Source organism: Paraflavitalea speifideaquila (assembly GCF_032395985.1).
GTDB lineage: Bacteria > Bacteroidota > Bacteroidia > Chitinophagales > Chitinophagaceae > Paraflavitalea > Paraflavitalea speifideaquila.
In genome coordinates this window covers 6,505,772-6,524,005 of sequence record NZ_CP135920.1, presented here as the reverse complement: position 1 = coordinate 6,524,005, position 18,234 = coordinate 6,505,772, and the positions used below count along the sequence as shown (strand labels likewise).

The 18,234-nt window shown below is 46.7% G+C and carries 20 protein-coding genes and 2 pseudogenes; 18 read left to right on the top strand and 4 right to left on the bottom strand.

The window, feature by feature from the left end; all coding sequences use genetic code 11:
* Positions 1-3 precede the first annotated feature (3 nt).
* From RS881_RS44815 to RS881_RS44780, 7 genes and pseudogenes are all read left to right on the top strand, one after another.
* A complete protein-coding gene (locus RS881_RS44815) occupies positions 4-264 on the top strand; it encodes a polysaccharide deacetylase family protein (protein WP_315816748.1) in 261 nt (86 codons plus the stop codon).
* Between the two features lie 14 nt (positions 265-278).
* On the top strand, positions 279-1,211 hold the full coding sequence (locus RS881_RS44810; RefSeq protein WP_315816747.1) for a hypothetical protein: 933 nt from the start codon (positions 279-281) through the stop codon (positions 1,209-1,211).
* A gap of 503 nt (positions 1,212-1,714) precedes the next feature.
* Positions 1,715-2,713 (top strand): glycoside hydrolase family 95 protein, encoded by a 999-nt coding sequence (locus tag RS881_RS44805; protein WP_315816746.1) that lies wholly within the window; start codon positions 1,715-1,717, stop codon positions 2,711-2,713.
* A pseudogene (locus RS881_RS62000) lies at positions 2,656-3,829 on the top strand (glycosyl hydrolase family 95 catalytic domain-containing protein); the annotation flags it as partial. The gene RS881_RS44805 and the pseudogene RS881_RS62000, both read left to right, overlap by 58 nt.
* Before the next feature lie 45 nt (positions 3,830-3,874).
* Positions 3,875-4,210 carry a glycoside hydrolase family 95-like protein gene (locus tag RS881_RS61995; RefSeq protein ID WP_425476404.1) on the top strand — a complete coding sequence of 112 codons (336 nt, stop codon included), beginning with the start codon at positions 3,875-3,877 and terminating at the stop codon, positions 4,208-4,210.
* A gap of 149 nt (positions 4,211-4,359) precedes the next feature.
* Positions 4,360-5,019 carry a hypothetical protein gene (locus tag RS881_RS44785; protein ID WP_315816742.1) on the top strand — a complete coding sequence of 220 codons (660 nt, stop codon included), beginning with the start codon at positions 4,360-4,362 and terminating at the stop codon, positions 5,017-5,019.
* A 401-nt stretch (positions 5,020-5,420) separates the two neighbouring features.
* Positions 5,421-6,661, top strand: a pseudogene (locus RS881_RS44780) (IS110 family RNA-guided transposase).
* A 1,370-nt stretch (positions 6,662-8,031) separates the two neighbouring features.
* On the opposite strand, the gene RS881_RS44775 reads toward RS881_RS44780, so the two are convergent.
* Entirely contained in the window at positions 8,032-9,117 is a 1,086-nt protein-coding gene (locus RS881_RS44775) for a polysaccharide lyase 6 family protein (RefSeq protein WP_315816740.1), read from the bottom strand.
* Between the two features lie 50 nt (positions 9,118-9,167).
* A complete protein-coding gene (locus RS881_RS44770) occupies positions 9,168-9,440 on the bottom strand; it encodes a chondroitinase-B domain-containing protein (protein WP_315816739.1) in 273 nt (90 codons plus the stop codon).
* 237 nt (positions 9,441-9,677) lie between these two features.
* Here RS881_RS44770 and RS881_RS44765 point away from each other — a divergent pair, with 237 nt between their 5' ends.
* From RS881_RS44765 to RS881_RS44740, 7 genes are all read left to right on the top strand, one after another.
* Positions 9,678-10,364: a YncE family protein gene (locus tag RS881_RS44765; protein WP_315816738.1), complete on the top strand. Its 687-nt coding sequence runs from the start codon at positions 9,678-9,680 to the stop codon at positions 10,362-10,364.
* Positions 10,295-10,786, top strand: coding sequence for a YncE family protein (locus tag RS881_RS44760; protein WP_315816737.1), 492 nt, complete (start codon positions 10,295-10,297; stop codon positions 10,784-10,786). Before RS881_RS44765 ends, RS881_RS44760 begins: the two co-directional genes overlap by 70 nt.
* On the top strand, positions 10,689-11,828 hold the full coding sequence (locus RS881_RS44755) for an alkaline phosphatase family protein (RefSeq protein ID WP_315816736.1): 1,140 nt from the start codon (positions 10,689-10,691) through the stop codon (positions 11,826-11,828). Before RS881_RS44760 ends, RS881_RS44755 begins: the two co-directional genes overlap by 98 nt.
* Entirely contained in the window at positions 11,756-12,151 is a 396-nt protein-coding gene (locus RS881_RS44750) for a hypothetical protein (protein ID WP_315816735.1), read from the top strand. Before RS881_RS44755 ends, RS881_RS44750 begins: the two co-directional genes overlap by 73 nt.
* A 61-nt stretch (positions 12,152-12,212) precedes the next feature.
* Positions 12,213-12,557, top strand: a complete 345-nt coding sequence (locus RS881_RS44745) for a DUF488 domain-containing protein (protein WP_315816734.1) — start codon at positions 12,213-12,215, stop codon at positions 12,555-12,557.
* Between the two features lie 803 nt (positions 12,558-13,360).
* Positions 13,361-13,642, top strand: a complete 282-nt coding sequence (locus RS881_RS60805) for a DUF3307 domain-containing protein (protein WP_350340321.1) — start codon at positions 13,361-13,363, stop codon at positions 13,640-13,642.
* Complete coding sequence (locus tag RS881_RS44740) at positions 13,612-14,061, top strand: hypothetical protein (protein WP_315816733.1); 450 nt, start codon at positions 13,612-13,614, stop codon at positions 14,059-14,061. Before RS881_RS60805 ends, RS881_RS44740 begins: the two co-directional genes overlap by 31 nt.
* Positions 14,062-14,095: 34 nt before the next feature.
* On the opposite strand, the gene RS881_RS44735 is transcribed toward RS881_RS44740, so the two are convergent.
* The gene (locus RS881_RS44735) at positions 14,096-14,245 is read right to left on the bottom strand and encodes a hypothetical protein (RefSeq protein ID WP_315816732.1); all 150 of its coding nucleotides are present in this window, start codon (positions 14,243-14,245) and stop codon (positions 14,096-14,098) included.
* Positions 14,246-14,333: 88 nt separating this feature from the next.
* Here RS881_RS44735 and RS881_RS44730 point away from each other — a divergent pair, with 88 nt between their 5' ends.
* On the top strand, positions 14,334-14,582 hold the full coding sequence (locus RS881_RS44730) for a hypothetical protein (protein WP_315816731.1): 249 nt from the start codon (positions 14,334-14,336) through the stop codon (positions 14,580-14,582).
* 26 nt (positions 14,583-14,608) lie between these two features.
* Here RS881_RS44730 and RS881_RS44725 read toward each other — a convergent pair whose 3' ends face one another.
* Positions 14,609-15,409, bottom strand: coding sequence for a hypothetical protein (locus RS881_RS44725; RefSeq protein ID WP_315816730.1), 801 nt, complete (start codon positions 15,407-15,409; stop codon positions 14,609-14,611).
* A 228-nt stretch (positions 15,410-15,637) separates the two neighbouring features.
* On the opposite strand from RS881_RS44725, the gene RS881_RS44720 reads away from it, so the two are divergent.
* The 3 genes from RS881_RS44720 to RS881_RS44710 are packed head-to-tail and all read left to right on the top strand — an operon-like array spanning position 15,638 to position 18,075.
* Positions 15,638-16,084 carry a hypothetical protein gene (locus RS881_RS44720; RefSeq protein WP_315816729.1) on the top strand — a complete coding sequence of 149 codons (447 nt, stop codon included), beginning with the start codon at positions 15,638-15,640 and terminating at the stop codon, positions 16,082-16,084.
* A complete protein-coding gene (locus tag RS881_RS44715) occupies positions 16,078-16,950 on the top strand; it encodes an alpha/beta fold hydrolase (RefSeq protein ID WP_315816728.1) in 873 nt (290 codons plus the stop codon). Before RS881_RS44720 ends, RS881_RS44715 begins: the two co-directional genes overlap by 7 nt.
* Before the next feature lie 42 nt (positions 16,951-16,992).
* Positions 16,993-18,075 carry a DUF2652 domain-containing protein gene (locus RS881_RS44710; RefSeq protein ID WP_315816727.1) on the top strand — a complete coding sequence of 361 codons (1,083 nt, stop codon included), beginning with the start codon at positions 16,993-16,995 and terminating at the stop codon, positions 18,073-18,075.
* The last annotated feature ends 159 nt before the right edge of the window (positions 18,076-18,234 follow it).

Below are 18,234 nucleotides of genomic sequence, written 5' to 3'. Positions count from 1 at the left end.
GGTATGGGCCGTTATAAATTTACTCCCAATACAACTTATGCCGAGGCCATACGCAAAGAAGGCATTGAATTGAGAGATGATAAAGATATTATGGTCTTCTTCCTGGTAAATGTCAGCCAGTCTTATGTAAAAATGCTGAAGGCCAATGGGTATACCGAATTGCGCCGGAATGATGTGATCCCCATGGCTGCCCTTAAAATTGATGAAGCGTATATCCAATCCATCAAAAAAGCGGCATACCTGATGTATCCTTACGTAACCTGATTCCTTTTAAATCTTTGGGTATTAATGGCGATTACATAGCCGAGATCCGCAAAGCAGGTTATCCCAATGTAACCGCCAACCAGCTCATCACGTTTAAATCGCAGAACATTGATGCCAAATACATTGCCTATGTACGCAGTGCTACGGCCACACCTTCCAGGCCTGCATCAAAAGACGCTAATGCTAAGGAAGAAACAGGTAAGGTGGATATTAATACCAATGTCAAAGTAAATACCAATGTAAATACAGATGTATCGGCCAATGACCTGGTAGCCATCAAATCCCTGAATATTGATCCTGCTTATATTCGTTCTATAAAAGAAGCTGGTTTTGATGACCTGCCCAATCACCAGTTGATTGCTATGAAATCGCAAGGCATCACGGCCGAATACATCAGGGAGTTAAGGTCGGCCGGGTTCAAAGACCTGCGCGCCAATGACCTGGTAGCCATCAAATCGCTGAATATTGATGCCGCCTATATCAAATCAATAAAGGAGGCCGGTTTTGATGACCTGCCCAATCACAAATTGATTGCCATGAAATCACAAGGCATCACGGGCGAGTATATAAAAGGGTTAAAGTCATCAGGCTTCAAGGATCTGTCGGCCAATGATGTGGTGGCTTTCAAATCACAAAACATAACGGCCGAATACCTGAAGTCGTTTGAAGCATTGGGATTTAAGGATATACCGGCCAGGAAGATGATGCCGCTGAAATCCCTGAATGTAACGCCTGAGTTTATCACAGCTTTCCGGGATGCAGGATACAAGAATATTACCCTGCAGGATGCCATCACCTTAAAATCGCTGAACATAACACCTGCGGTGGCCAAAGAATATAAGGAATTGGGTTTTGAGGATACCTCCTTGCAGGACATCATCAGCGCCAAGAGCACAGGTACCACACCAGGTTTTATTACTTCGATGAAACAAAAGGCCATAACCTGAAAAGCCTTAGCAAATACATACAGTTAAAAACAATTGTAGACTAAAAGTATAATTGTCAGGGGGAGCCCGTCGAAACCGACTTAGGGTGGGTCGCCCTCTCATGGCGGCTCACCCTGATCCTCAGCACTCGTTCGCGGCTGGCGAGTGAGGTTTTCAGTAGCCTCCGGCTATAGACCTGAACAGTAGCCTAAAAAGCCTGTCGAAGTCCATACCAAGTGTACTTATAATAGCCATGAACACAGAAAAAGCCTTCCGGTTTACGGGAGGCTTTTCTTATTTCGTAAGGTGTTATTTGAGATGAGTGGCCAGGAATTTAAAAACGTTTTTGCGGATGGGTTCCGAATCAAACGTGGGTCCAAACTGAGGTGCGCGGGCACAGGAAGAGGAATAAGGCGGCATATTTTTTCATATAGGAAGGTATTTAACCAAACTTACAAAAAAGCCGGCATCGATTGCGTGAGAGCAGTATGGAACATTGGTGGGGATGCAATATCTTTCGGGTCATGAAAAGGATATTCCTGTTAATGATGCTTGGCTGCTGTTGCCTGGTGCCTGCCGCATGGGCGCAGGGCACTCAAAAATTATGGTATACAAAACCTGCCAAGGCGTGGACCGAGGCCTTGCCGGTGGGCAATGGCCGGTTGGGCGCCATGATCTTTGGGGGCGTGCAAGAAGAATTGCTCCAGCTCAATGAAGCTACTTTGTGGAATGGAGGCCCGGTAAGAACCAATGTCAATCCCGGGGCGTATGATCAACTGCAATTGGTGCGCGAGGCATTGTTCAAAGACGAGAATTATACCCGGGCCTGGGAGCTTACCAAAAAAATGCAGGGTTATTATTCTGAAAGTTACCTGCCATTGGGTGATCTGCGCATCAGGCACCTGCTGAATGATACAGTGACCACAAGCTATTACCGAGACCTGGATATTACAAATGCAATGGCCACTACACGGTTTACCGCTGGTGGCACTACCTATACCCGCCAGGTGATCAGCAGTGCGCCCGACCAGGTGATCCTGATCAGGTTAACAGCCGATAAGCCGGGTAGCTTGAATATTCAGTTGCAGGCTTCTTCACCCGTCAAGCACCAGGCCTATGTGATCAGTTCCACCGAAATAGCACTTAAAGGAAAAGCGGCTTCTCATATCGATCCCAATTATGTGAGGTCTGAAAAACCAATTACCCAGGATGATCCGGCAGGTTGCCGGGGCATGCGGTTCGATTGGCGCATCAAAGCCTCCAGCCAGGGTGGGCATATTACAGCCGATAGCAATGGCATCAGCATTACAGGGGCCACCGAAATACTGGTATATGTAACAGCAGCTACCAGCTTTAATGGGTTTGATAAATGCCCCGATTCGCAAGGCAAGGATGAAACCAAAATAGTTACGGGTTACCTGACGGCTGCACTTAAAAAAACTGGAGCAGTATATGGAAGGCTCATGTGGCCGATTACCAGCGCTTTTTTAACCGCGTACAATTTGAGCTGGCTGGTGGGGTAGGAAATACCAATGCAGCATTGCCTACCGATCAGCGTTTGTTGGGTTATACTGAAGGTGCGAAAGACCCTGCGTTGGAAACCCTCTATTTTCAATATGGCAGGTATTTGCTCATCGCCTGTTCGCGCACGCCTGGTGTGCCGGCCAACCTGCAAGGCATTTGGAACAAGGAAATGCGGCCACCGTGGAGTGCCAACTATACCACCAATATCAATGCCCAAATGAATTATTGGCCGGCGGAGGTAACCAACCTGCCAGAGATGCACCAGGTATTTTTGCAGTTCGTTAATAATGTTTCCAAAACCGGCGCGGTTACCGCCAAAGAGTTTTATCGGGCAGGTGGCTGGGCGGTTCACCATAACAGTGATATATGGAGTTTAAGCAATCCGGTGGGTGATATTGGCAACGGTGACCCCATGTGGGCCAACTGGACCATGGGATCGCCCTGGCTGGCGCAGCACCTGTGGTGGCATTATGAGTTTACGCAAGACAAGGCCTGGTTACGACAAACGGCCTATCCATTGATGAAAGGGGCCGCGCAGTTTTGTTTAGATTTCCTGGTAAAAGATAAAGCGGGTTACCTGGTTACGGCGCCTTCCCTATCACCCGAAAACCGGTTTTTGACGACAAGGGTAAGGCAGGCAGTGTATCCATTGCCACTACGATGGACATGAGTATCATTTGGGACCTGTTTACCAATATCATTGAAGCCTCTACCGTATTGAATACCGATTCGGCCTACCGGGCGATGCTCACGGCCAAGCGCCAGCAATTATTTCCATTGCACATTGGTAAAAGGGCAACCTGCAGGAATGGTATAAGGATTGGGAAGATCCCGAGCCACACCACCGCCATGTATCCCATTTGTTTGGCTTGCATCCGGGACGGCAGATATCGCCGGTAAAAACACCGGAGTTCGCGGCGGCTGCGCGCAAAACACTTGAGTTGCGGGGCGATGAGGGTACGGGCTGGAGCCTGGCCTGGAAAATTAATTTCTGGGCACGATTGCTGGATGGCGATCATGCGTATAAAATGATCCGTGATCTGTTGCGTATTACCGGTCAGGCTGGCACCAACTACGAAAGGGGTGGCGGTTCTTATGCCAACCTGTTTGATGCCCATCCGCCTTTCCAGATCGATGGCAATTTTGGTGGTATTGCCGGTATGACAGAAATGTTGCTGCAAAGTCATTTGGGCGAGTTGCACCTGCTGGCGGCTTTACCAGCTGAGTGGACAACTGGCCATGTAAAAGGCCTCAAGGCACGTGGTAATTTTGAGGTGGCGATGGAGTGGAAGGATCATCAGTTGACCAGGGCTACCATCACTTCGCTGGCTGGCGGTAGGTGTAGCATTCGCACAGCGATCCCGATCCGGGTAGAGGGCGTACAGGTTACTACAGTAAAGGACGGCAATGGATACCTTACACGATTGAATACGGTGAAGGGTAAGGCATATAAGCTTGTGGCGAATACAGTAACATTGAGCAGTGAGCATGATTAGTGGTGAATGGCTGGCGACTGGTGGAGAATGCTCCTGGAAGCTTTCAAGGGGTGTTTGAAGTGAGAGCGATTGTTAGCTGCAAGTAGCCTGGAGAGCTTTGGGGAGTGTGTACCTCTGCGTATGTTTTGTACGGGCACGATCCGGTTTTTATGGTAACCGAAAAACTTCTTGTTGGCACTTCCGGATTTCAGCCATACCTCATTATGGGAATGATTGAAACTGCTGATAGAAAAGCATTACGCAGATATGTAACGGAATTCATGAAATCTATTAAATCAGACAGCTTGTACAATACTATTCCTTCCATTGCAAATGAAAAAGGTTGGTATGCACATGCACGTGGCGATCATCCTGAAATAAGGGCTAAGTTCTTTGAACTAATCCGAAACTTGAAAGGATACAAAGCTCATATAGTCATAGCAAAAAAAGACCTTGATGTTTTCAATCGAAAGCATAATAATAACCCAACAGAGTTTTATTTCGATGTACTGCATCATTTGCTAAATGGTAAACTAAATGACTGCAAAACATTTTATAACATATACCTTTCACAAAGGGGTAATAATTCGTTGCACGACTTCCAGGAGGCTGTAGCGAAAACGCTAAAAGCCGATGAGGCCAAAAACAAGGGAGTAGTATGTTGCCACCTTGAAATTGTACCGGGGATCGAAATGCCGGAATTCAGCGTAATTGACTACTTGATTTGGGCTGTACAACGTAAACTTCTATTAGGAGAGAGTCGTTATTTTAACGCACTAAAAGATAAATATGAGACGATAGTAAACCTATATGAAGAAATAAAAAACTAAAAATCCTATTGCCCCCGTGCCAGTACTGGCAACACCCATCAGGGATGAGATATGCAGACTAAGAACTTTTTAGCCACCTAAAGGTACGAATTTTATAGCACTTGCATGCAATGGTATGAAATGGGATACAATTAAACGTTTCTTGCTGTAAACCTCAAAGTCCTGGAAACTACATTTAAACCTTATTATGGCTTGTGTTAGGAGTATGATTTGAAAATGATTATCAACGCCTTAGGTGTCGTTAGCCAATCCCCGGCTTCCATACCTCAACCGATAAACAAACCGCTGGAAGCCATTTGGAAGTCACAAAAACATTGATGCCTTTTGAGCACCCGCGCCCATGAAAAGTGTGAGCCGTTGAAAAATGGTAACTTTCCTATATACAAAACAAGGAGGTTACTATGGTAAAGTCAACAATTGAGTTTGACCAGGTAGTAGCTGCAGGCTGCGGTCTGGACGTTCATAAGAACAGTGTGGTAGCCAGTATTGGAGGTCAAGGGATAGTGGAAGAAACCCGAAGTTTTGAGACTTTTACTGCTTCTTTAGAGCAGTTGCGCCATTGGTTAAAGCAAACTGGTATTACCCACGTAGCCATGGAGAGCACCAGTGTTTACTGGAAGCCTGTCTATAATATCCTGGAAGAAGACTTCGAGATCCTGCTGGTTAACGCCCGGCATGTAAAAAATGTGCCTGGCCGCAAAACGGACAAGGCCGATAGCCGTTGGCTGACCAAATTATTGCTCAGTGGATTATTGAGCGGCAGCTTCATTCCACCTTCAGACATAAGAGAAATGCGAGACTTGTTCCGCTATAAAAAGAAACTCACCGGTCAGATTGCTGCCGAGAAGAACCGCCTTCAAAAGATACTGGAAGACGCTAACATCAAGCTCGGCAGTGTCATCAGTGATGTGTTTGGCAAAAGTGGGTCAGCTGTGATCGATGCCATCATTGGCGGCCAAACAGATCCTGCTGTTTTGACCTCCCTGGCCCTTGGTCGGGTAAAAGCATCCAAAGACACCTTGCATAAATCCCTGCAGGGGCGTATCACTGCTCATCATCGCTTCATGCTCAAGACAATCAAAAAGTCTATAGCCCAAATACAGGCAGTTATCGCAGACGTTGACCAGGCGATCGACGAACATCTGCAAAGTCACCAACTGTCTGTTGATCTACTGCAAACCATACCAGGAGTTGGGAAAGATAGTGCCGCTACTATCATTAGTGAAATTGGTGACAATATGGAGGCTTTCCCATCTTCACATCACCTTGCATCGTGGGCTGGTATTAGTCCTGGCAATAATGAAAGTGCTGGTAAAAAAAAAGCGGCCGAATAACAAAAGGCAACCCCCAACTCAAAACCGTTCTAGTAGAATGTGCCTGGGCTGCTACACATTGCAAGGGCGAGGGAAAGGACTACCTACGTAACAAATATTATAGCCTCGCGGTACGAATAGGCGCTAAAAAGGCGCTCATCGCTATAGGGCATAAGATCCTGTGTGCAGTCTGGCATATGATTAAAGACAAGCAACCTTTTACACAACCCGATCCAATTGTATTACAACAAAAAATAAAAACCAAACAGCTTAATGCATATCTGCAGAAGATCAAACAACTCGGATATGAAGCTGTATTGCAACCTTAAAGGCCGAGGCTTTACTGGTATATAAACCGGCACAAAAACTGGCTTCACCTATCAAGCATCCGCAGCTGTGCCTCAGAGCACGTAGAAAAAAATTTGATCCCTTGATAGGTTGATAAGGAACTTCTTGAAGGCTTTTCAGAAAAAAGCCTGTTATATCGATCAACGCTATTTCCACCCTATTACTACCCTTCGACTACCCTAGGACTACCCTTCAGCTACCCTTCGGGTACCCTGTCTTCATACTGTCTTCTTCATTAAATTTACTAAAGCAAGACGTTATTCCAACCGAGCTTGTCCGCTTTTGGCCTTTACCGGCTAAGCTGGCTGCATTGGACTATTTATGGCCTGATGCCACCTAAAAGCCCCCCCGGGATCCTACCAACAGCCATGCAGGGTACATGGGGAATCCATGCGGGGTACACTGAGAAGCCATGGGATATTCAGGTGGGCTACACGGGGGATATACTGCCGCTAGTGTATCCCCAGTGGACTCCCAGTGGACTCTTAGTGGACTCCCAGTGAATACCACTTGAACCACTCCGCCATTTTAGTGGATCGGTACAGCGTATTGTGCGCTTTCTTCACATGGGCATCCTTGCATTGCCATTTTTAGCTCAAAAAGAACAGGGAAGCGTTGCTTTAAGGTTGTCTTAAGGTAGCCTTAACCTTGTGTTAAGGTAGGGTGGGCTTTTATGCTACAGAAGCGCCAAGAAAATGGTCAATATTGGATGGCTGGATGTTTCCACGATGGGCACACAGGAATAATCGGGCAACAAGAAACAGGTTTTGATTGGCTTCGCATATAAGGCTGCTGGAGGCAATTGGCGGGCCGATTGGTTTCAGTGAGGGTTGGTGAAGGATTGGTTGAGATATGGGCTAAATGGGGTTGTAATGGAGTTTAAATAGTATGAACAAGCAGGGGGCATATTGGCTAACCAGCAATGCACTTTGTGTGGGATTTACGCAACGGCGGAAACAAAAAGCAAATCCCTGGTGATGCAGGGGATCTATGATTGGGTTTGGTTCTTTTTTGTCTGGTGTTTGCCTGATCATTGCCTGGTGTTTGCCTGGTATTCCCTTGGTAAAGTCCTGGTAAAGTCCTGATCAAGTCCTGGTCAACCTGTGATCAACCCTTGGCTAACTTCTGGGTAAGCCTTGGGTAAGCCCTGGGTAAGTCTTGCCCATACCCTGATCACCTCCTCATCAGCTCCTGGTCAGCCCCTGGTTTTCCATTTTCCCGCGTATGCTTACTGCCAGGCAGGCTGCCCTTCAGCAGGTATTACCCTCATTTCCCCTATATCCATTGCCGTGCAAGAAATTGCCTACTTGCCTTTCTGCGAAATCCGTCACCATCTTGCATAATCTGCGATTCATTTCCCCTCCACACCTACTTCCTTTACACTGAGCATCACCGCTTTTACAGCGCCCGTACTCACCTGGTCAGCACCGGCATCCAAAGGCGCTTTGCGCAGCTGACGGTCCATATCATAGGTAATGCCCCGGTAATCACTTTTGGCCGCGCCAACGGCCGGACTGCCAGCTTGTAAGTGATAGGTGTCCGTAGCATCCTTTGCCAGCAAGGGATTGACTTGGGTATAAGCGGTATCGGGCAGCTGGCCTGCTCCCTTCGTATTGTAAATAATATTGCCCTTCCAGATGGGGCTGGTATAAGGCCCTTTGATACCAACAGCTTCACCACCGCCCTGAATAACATTGTACGCAATGGTGATATAGGTTGATCCCAGCCCATTGGGCCGCTCAGTGCGCGTAATATTTTCTTCGTTGTCCACCAGGGTATTGAAGACGATCAATACGCGGTCGGGCCGGTCATGCGAGCGCAGGTCGGCTCCATCCGCCACTTCCGCACCGCCATTGCCAATATTGATGGCGGGTTTACAGTTCTCAAAATAATTGCTGTGTATGATATGATCATCACCAAAGATGCGCAAACCCGGTGTGCGCGTAAAATAGTTGCCATATACCTCACAATGGTTGCCATGGCGTAGGGTAAACTGCGCTTTGCAATCGCGGATGGTATTGTAACGTACCGTTACAAAAGAGGCTTTCACCGAGATCAGTTCATTTTCTCCGGCGCATTGTTCAAACAGGTTGTACTCCAGCAAGCTGTGACTGGCCGAAAGGCTATAACCACTAAGGCCAAATTGCAGTGCCTCCGCACCATTGCCTTTCTGCGGTAAAAAGTCATAGAAGTAGTTGTGGTGAATCCATAGGCGCTCCGCAATCTGGTTGCCTTCGCCACGCACACCAATGAATTTGCCCAGCGCATTTTTATGTTGAAAAGTATTGTAATCTACCTGGTGGTCACTGCCCCCAATTGTCAGGTAATTGCCCTCGCCTTGGGTTTGAAACACATTCCTAGTCCACCGGCAAAAACGCGTACCCGCCTGCATCACCGCTTTTTCAGAAGCATGGGTAAACACAAAGCCCTGGATCACGATATAGGCAGCAGGGCTTTCGATCGAAAAGCCGCCCGTGCCTTTGATCTCTACCCCACCTGTTTTTGAGCCATGATGGTAATGGGGCGGGAAGAAGTGCCGCTGTTTTGGATGCTAATATTGGCCGTAGTCGTATATACCCCATTGGCCAGGGTAATTACATCGCCTGGGGCGGCATTGTTGATAGCCGTTTGCAGGGCCGCCAGTGATTTAACGAGGATGTCCTTGGCCAGCGCATGGACCGTGGTACCCAGCAGCAAAAGGGAGGATATAATTCCCTTTAGTAAATAACTGAGCAGCCGGGCTGAGGTATAATTATTCATAGTGTATGCATTGTATCAGCGCACAAGTACGACCAAATAGTGCATCGGATTATCTGTCTTATTTGCTATTAATAAAGGAATATTAACCTAATTTCAGGAACAGACAGGCCGCCGTGTTAAGCTATTGTGAACCAGGTGGTGGGCAAAGGGTATAAGACTATTTTTAGGTCGGAAGCCGGAAAGTCCGCATAACGGATACTTTATCAGGAAACCATAACACACCCATAATACTCGGATATGAAATTCTTTTTACCCTTTTGTTGTTTTGTTATGCTGTCTTCAATAGTTGGGGCGCAAAAACCTGAGGAATTAGCGCAGGCCATGCACGACAAACGGGTACGCTTGCCCAATGGCTGGCACCTGTCGCCGGCCGGCAGTAGTTTGCCCCTGGGCGATCTGCCCCTCAACCTGGCCTTGTCCCGCTCCCAAAAATGGCTGGCTGTTACCAATAACGGACAAAGTGTACAAAGCATTCAACTTATCAATACCCGCCAGGAAAAAGTGGTCGACAATGTAGTGATCGCCAAAAGCTGGTATGGCCTCAAGTTCAGTGCCGACGAAAAATTCCTCTATGCCTCCGGCGGTAACGACAACCGCATTTTACAATATGCCATCAACAACGATAAACTGATCCTGCAGGATAGCATTGTATTGGGCAAACCCTGGCCCGTAAAGATCTCGCCGGCCGGTATCGAGATCGACGATGCAGCCCAACTGATGTACGTGGTAACGAAAGAGAACAATGTATTGTACATCATCAACATGACCACCAAAAGCATCCTGCAACAAATACCCCTCGACAAAGAAGCGTATACCTGTTTGCTGTCACCCGATAAAAAGAATTGTACATCTCCGTGTGGGGCGGCGATAAAGTGTTGGTACTCGACACCCGGGAAAGAAAGATCACCGCCGAAATTGCCGTAGGCGATAATCCCAATGAACTGCTGCTTACCCGCAAAGGCAATTATTTATTTGTAGCCAATGCCAACGACAACAGCGTATCCGTTATCGATACCAAAGAACGCAAAGTGCTCGAAGTATTGAATGCCGCCCTGTATCCGGCTGCACCGGCAGGTACCACCTCCAATGGACTGGCTTTATCCACCAACGAAAAAACATTGTATGTGGCCAATGCCGATAACAATTGCCTGGCCGTATTTGATGTCAGTGAACCAGGATCCACCCGGTCCAAAGGATTTATTCCCACCGGCTGGTACCCAACGAATATCAAAGTAACCGGTAAAAAATATGGGTGGCCAATGGAAAAGGGTTTTCCTCCTTTGCCAATCCCAATGGGCCCAGCCCCTCAGGCCAAGGGGTACCGTCATCAGGCACCAGGGCGATAGCAATGCTGCCAAAGAGGTAGAATACATTGGCGGATTAATGAAAGGCACCATGTCTATTATTCAAGAGCCCAAAGAGGCTGCCTTAAATGTGTATTCAAAAGCTGTGTACCAAAATACGCCTTATTCCAAAGAAGGAGAGTTATTAGCGCAGGGCGAAGCTGGCAATCCCATCCCCATGAAAGTAGGCGATGCCTCACCCATCAAACACGTATTCTATATCATTAAAGAAAACAGGACCTACGACCAGGTATTGAGTGATATACCTACGGGTAATGGCGATACCAGTCTGCTGTTGTTTGGCAGGCATATTACACCCAACCAACACAAACTGGCCGAAGAGTTTGTATTGCTCGATAATTTTTATGCCGATGGCGAAGTAAGTGCCGATGGCCACAACTGGAGTACATCGGCCCATGCTACCGACTACCTCGAAAAGAACTGGCCTACCAGTTATGGCAATCGGGGTGGTACCTATCCGGGCGAAGGTCAGCGGGCCGTAGCCAATCCCAAGAAAGGATTTATCTGGGATTACTGCCAGCGCGCGGGCGTTACCTTCCGCACCTATGGCGAGTTTGCCGATGATGGCAAGGCCAATATACCCGTATTGGAAGGCCACCTTTGTCCTTATTACAGCAGCTATAGCCTGGCCATCAGGGATACCACCCGTTTTTACCAATGGCGCCGGGAGTTCGATTCACTGGTGACAGCCAATGCCCTGCCACAGTTCAACAGCATGCGTTTTGGTAATAACCATACCGAAGGATTAAGAACAGGCCGGCCAACGCCATTTGCGCATGTAGCCGATAATGACCTGGCAGTAGGTATGTTCCTGGAACACCTGTCTAAAAGCCCGGTATGGAAAGAGTCCGCAGTATTCATTGTTGAAGATGATGCGCAAAACGGCCCCGATCATGTGGATGCACACCGTACCATTGCTTTTGTAGCCGGACCTTTTGTAAAAGAAATTATGTGGATCATACCATGTATTCCACTTCTTCCATGCTGCGTACCATGGAGCTCATTCTTGGCCTGCCACCCATGAGCCAGTACGATGCAGCAGCTACTCCCATGTGGCGCAGTTTTACCGCCACACCCAATTATACCGCCTTTCAATCATTGCCGGCCAATGTAGACCTGAATGATAAGAACCGCGCCAACAATGCAACTGCCCGCCTCAGCAATACGTTCGACTTTAGCAAGGAAGACCGGATACCCGACTTGCTCTTCAGCCAGGTGATCTGGAAAGCCGTAAAAGGCGAAGAAAGCGAAATGCCTGCTCCGCGCCGCAGCTCCTTTGTAAAAACAGTGAAAGGGGATGACGACGAGGAAGAAGAAAGGGAAGAAAAGGGAAAACGGAAGAAGTGAGAGGTGAGAGGTGAGATCTGACGTCTCACTTCTCACGATTCAGGATTGCCAAAAAGCGCCAATGCAACTGCAATTAAAAAGAGTGTATGAGCTGCCGGCCAAAGAAGATGGTTTGCGTATACTGGTCGACAGGTTATGGCCGCGCGGCCTCACCAAAGAAAAAGCGCAGGTAGATCATTGGTTCAAAGAGATAGCCCCCAGTACCGAACTGCGTAAATGGTTTGACCACGACCCCGCCAAGTGGAATGAGTTCAAAAAACGATACCGGCAGGAATTGAAGTATAACAAAGAACAGGTAGCCATGCTTAAAGATTACCTCAAGCAAGGCAGGGTAACCCTGGTATACGGCGCCAAAGACGAACTGCACAATGATGCCGTGGTACTCAAAGAATGGCTGTTAGGGTAACACTTTTCCACTTACGCCTTCGCTTCACATGCATGCCATGGATCGTGTTCTTACGAACCGGAATAGAGTTTGTTCCCATCTTATTCTTAATTTCACCTATCGGCTTTTTAGCCGATATATCCATTTATCGGCTAATTAACCGATATTTTCATTTATCGGCTAAAAAGCCGATATTTGATAATATGACCAGCGTTATTACAGGAGATATTATAAATTCAAGATGGCAGATCAACTCAAAAAAGTGGTTAGCCTCTTTAAAACGGATATTGTCCGTATATGGCAAGACTCAAAAGTGTGGGAGATATATAGGGGCGACAGTTTTCAGGTTGAGATTAAAAACCGGAAGAATCATTCCTGGCAGCCGTACAAATAAAAGCTGGCATTAAATCTTTCAAAGATCTGGATGTTAGAATGGCTATAGGAGTTGGTAAAAGACTTTCAATGCTTCAAGGATCGCCGAATCAAATGGAGAAGCTTTTATTAATTCTGGTGAGCTGTTTGAAAGTATAAAAAAAAATAAGCAAACCCTGGCTATAAAGACCCCATGGTCAGAAATTGACAAAGAATTAAACCTGATAATAAGTCTTGCTTCCATTACAATGGATAAATGGACCCCCTTTTCTGCAGACCTGGTTAGTAAATCCTTACAATTTAATACCTCATCACAAAAGGATTTGGCACGAATAATAAAAATAACCCAATCCTCTATAAGTGAGCGGCAATCAAGAGCCTATTACAGAGAAATCATGGAGGTGGAGAATTTTATCCGCCAGAAGGTCAAACAAAAAATTAGTTAACATGCTATTATTTCTGCAGCTTTTTCTGGCACATATTGTAGGGGATTTCTTTTTCAAACTGATAAGTGGATAAAAGATAAAGAGCAGAAGAAGTGGAGATCTATTTTTCTTTATGTACATTCCCTTATTCATTTTGGTTTAATAATTGTAATTACCTCCACATTAAGTAGCTGGAAAATCGCTTTGGTATTGGCTTGCCTGCACTTAATTATTGATGGAATTAAGCTACAGTTTCAACAACCTCCAACAAAAAGGAAATGGTTTTTATTGATCAAGGCTTGCATATAATTACAATTACCATTGTTTGGTATCTGAAAGAAAGCATAACATTTGACTGGAATTTCTTGTCTGACCCTAAAATACTTATATTCATCACAGCGGTACTATTCTTATTGAATCCCACATCATTCATAATTAAGACTATTATTTCAAAGTGGATAGCTGTTTCAAATGTCAGTGCGAACGATTCCCTTCAAAATGCAGGTCAATGGATAGGCATTTTAGAAAGGCTACTGATACTGACCTTTATATTGATCGGACAATGGGAAGGTGTTGGGTTTTTGTTGGCAGCAAAGTCTATCTTTCGCTTTGGAGATCTGAAAGAGGCGAAGGAAATGAAATTAACTGAATATGTACTGATAGGTACGCTTTTAAGCTTTTCCCTGGCAATAGGCGTTGGCTTGATAACGAAGGGAATAATCGAATAGGCTCATTTAGCCTGAACAGTATCCGCATATTGCCTCACCCCATCGGGCGCAAAATCATATACTTTTTCCCATCCCTGAACCAGGTGTCCTTGATTGCCCCCACCCCATTAAAGCGATATTGTACACCCACAATACCTGTAGGCTCACCGGGAAAAGTAACCGTATAAGCCTGTCTGCCATTCACAAAAAAAAGTCATTTGCTTGTTTCTCTTGCTTTCTACCCTGAGGGTAACCCACTGACTTAGGTCGGCGCCAAACTTCGACAGGTCATCATGCTTACTGTTGGCAAAGGCGCCGCAGGCAATCAATTCCAGGTCGCCCGTACAAGTGGGGGCCGCCAATGGAATAATGATGATATCATTTTTGCATTGTATCAATACCTGCACAGACTGACAGGCGCCGGTACCTGTAGTAAAATCATTTTTGAGTTTGGTTTCAAAAGTGAATTGGTCACTTTGCAGCGTGCCCAGGTCGCCCTGGTTAAAGAACCTGATCTTCGGGGCCTGCGGATGCAGGGATAAACCATAGGCATGCAGGGTATTGGTGTCTATTTCAATCCGGTCACTTTTAGGAAGGTCTCTTTTTTGAAATACAACGGCACCGGTTCATTTTCCACCAGGCCCAGCCAGCCATTGGAGGTGATCTGCAGGTTATGTCGCTGCACCACCGTTCCATCTACAATTAACCGCGTTCTGAAATATCCGGGATAGTAGTAAATGGCGGAATGCACCTTTTTGTCTTTTGGCACCAGGGTTTTGCGCCGGATATCCCAGCTTTGTACAATAAATACCGAATCGGTAGCAGCGGCCATAGCATCATAAGTAAAAACAACCGTATTGGGCACCCCTTCCGATACCACCTTATTGGCCGAAAAACTAAACTTTGCGGGATCAGGTGGCGTATTCCGCCCAACCGTCATAAAGCCAATCAGGGTGGCCAGTACCAGTACAACTGCCACCAGGTACATCAATTTTTGCGTTTCGTAGTGGTGGACGGTGGTGGCGCCGTAGCGATGACCGTATCCACCAGGGGGTAAGGCCGGGTTGCTCCCCGGTTGTTTGCGGTACGGGCCTGAAAGGTTGTTGCCAGGCTCGCCAATCGGCATAACCCAGGTATTGCGCCAGGGTATCCAGGGTGGTGAGCGAAGGCGTATTCGTATACGAAACCTTGCCCCACAATCTTTTTTTAAAGTGGAAAGACTTAATACCACACCTGTTTCCTCAGCTATTAAACCGGCCAGCTTTTGAAAATCACCATTGCCCCAATCAGAAGGACTTCCCCAATTGAGTTTGTCTTCTATCGCCTGCAGGCATGCCCTGATATGTAGTTGCTCATCATTTGTTGTCATTTGGTAATGAGCTTTTTAGTGGGTGATCATAAATGAACTCCATTTGAACTGGTTTGAAACGCCGTATCCGCTTCACGTGCTTCAAATTTGGGCTATTCCTCACATTTCAAGAAATAGTTAGCATGAAAAGATCAGTTCCTTTTTAGTAATTGCCATTCTTTTACTCCAGGCCTTTCAGCCAGTAGGGGCTCAAACCGGGCAACAAAAATAGATATCGGCAACCCGGCTTTGTGGCAGGTACTTAACAGAAACCTCCTTGCTGCCACCAAAGATAGCGTAGTCCTCGATGCTGCCGACGATGTTGGTTTGTACTTATTAAAAGACCAGGCTATTACACCGGCCGCCATTGAATTCGATGTGCGTGGTGAAAATAAGATGAATGAAAGTTTTGTAGGTATTGCCTTTAACCTGGAGAATGAACAAACTTATGAGGCCATTTACCTGCGCCCTTTTAATTTTTACAATCCCGATACCGTGCGGCGCTGGAGGGCTGTTCAATATGTATACATGCCCACCCATCCCTGGGAAAAGCTCAGGGCCGAACATCCCGGTCAGTATGAGAATAAAGTTTTACAAGCCCCCAATCCCGATAAATGGTTTCATGTAAAGATTACCTTGGTAGAGCAGGAGATCAAAGTATATGTTGACCGCAACCCCAACCATCATTGGTGGTGAAAAGCCTTTCGGCCCATCGTTCAGGTAGGATTGCCTTTTGGGTAGGCAATGGTTCGCGCGGTAGTTTCTCCAATTTGGCGATCACATCCGCAGCAGCAGCCAACAAAGTGAGTTATGGCAATAACCCCATAGCAGGTCACTATGTACAGTCCGGCGATGCCAAATTGTATTATGAAGTATATGGCAAGGGCCAGCCCGTGGTATTGCTGCATGGCGGCGTATATGGATACATCGATGAATTTGCCTCCCTCATCGATGAGTTGGTAAAAACAAACCAGGTTATTTGTATCGCTACCCGGGGCCATGGGAAGTCTTACATAGGGCATACACCCTTTAGCTGGCAGCAGCGTGCCGAAGATGCGTACCGCGTCATCAAATCCATTACCAACAAAAAAGTAATCGTCCTGGGTTTTAGCGATGGCGCAGCAGCAGGGTACAAGCTGGCGGCCCTGCATCCCGAACTGGTGCAAAAACTGGTGGCCATAGGTTTTGGCAACCGTCCCAAAGGAGACGACCGGCAAAAATTTACCTATTCACCCACTATGTTGATGGGGCAGGCTGCCGGGTTATTTGAAAGTCGCAAAGCATTAATGCCCGAGCCTGATAGATGGGGTCAATGCCTGGATTGGCTCAATCGCCTGTACAATGAAGGCGTGCTAAGCAAAGAAACCTTTAGCAAGATCAAATGCCCCACATTGGTCATGACAGGCGAAAAGGACGAATACCACCATGTTGCATCCGTAACAGCCGTATCAAAAATGATCCCGGGTAGCCGGCTCTATATTGTTGCCGGATGCGGGCATGTAGTGTTCTTCTGTGATTTTAAGGCCGTTTGGCAAAGCATAACCTCCTTCCTGGCTGCTTGATGCGGAGGCAATAAAGCCAATTGTAGTAACTTTAAAACAAAAATGCCCGATAGAGGACTGCTCTTCATTCCCGATATCAGCGGATTTACCCGCTTTGTCAATGAAATTGAATTGGAGCATGGGCGGCATATCATCCAGCAATTGTTGGAAGTACTCATCAATGCCAACCAGGTAGGGCTGGAAGTGTCGGAAATTGAAGGCGATGCCATTCTTTTTTACAAATTTGGCGAGCCGCTTGAACTGGCCACCTTGTATGGCCAGGTACAAAAGATGTTCCTTGCTTTTCATCAGCATATCACAGCGTATAATCAACGTCGCATTTGCCAATGCAAGGCTTGCGTGTCGGCAATAGACCTTACGTTGAAGGTCATTAGCCATTATGGCGAATTCACCACCTACAATGTCAGGAACTTCAGCAAGCTCATTGGCAAGGATGTTATCGTGGCCCACCAGCTGCTGAAAAATGATATTGACCAACATGAATACTGGTTGGTTACAAAAAGCCTGGTGCAGGAAGGCCAACCCGCTGGCTTTGCAGGTTGGATGGAGTGGAACAGCAGCACCAAGCAAACTGAAAATGGAGACATCCCCTTTCATTATACACAGCTAAGTGCGCTGAAAGATGAATTACCGCCCGATCCACTACCGCAACTGGAACTGGCCAATAAAATAAAAGTAGTATCAGCAACCAGGGATTATGCTATTGATATCAAAACCCTTTGTTATACCGTATTTCATTTTGAGTTTCGTCATCTATGGCAGGTAGGGGTGAAGACGATAGACGAGGTAGCCCATTTTCTACCGGGTATCGGCAGCAGTCACCGTCATGTATTGGACAATGGGCAGGCCGTGGTAAAATATACCAGTAGTTTTATCTACAATCCCGAAGAGAAAGTAGTGTTCAGTGAAACGGAGGCAAAGAGAAAACGGGCTTTGTATTATACCATCGAAAAGTTGGGCGATCAGCAAACCCGCGTAACCCTTGATTTTTATATAGAGAAGAACCTGATTAGTCAGGCCCTGTTCAGGATCAATGAGAAAAAGAAAATGGAACAAGCTTTTCAACAGTCCCTGCTCAACCTCGACAGCCTGGCAAAGAATACCGTTTTACCATTGGAGTTTTAAAAGCTAACAGCTGTTCCTCTGTATATATATTGCCCCACCGCCCTGGTGCAGGTATGCAGCGGCTTGCCTTCATTAGGAAAGAGGTGACACCTTTCGTTTTCGTAGCAAGGGAAAGGTGTCACCTCTGAAGAGCTCCCCGTCGTAAACAGCCCTCCATAT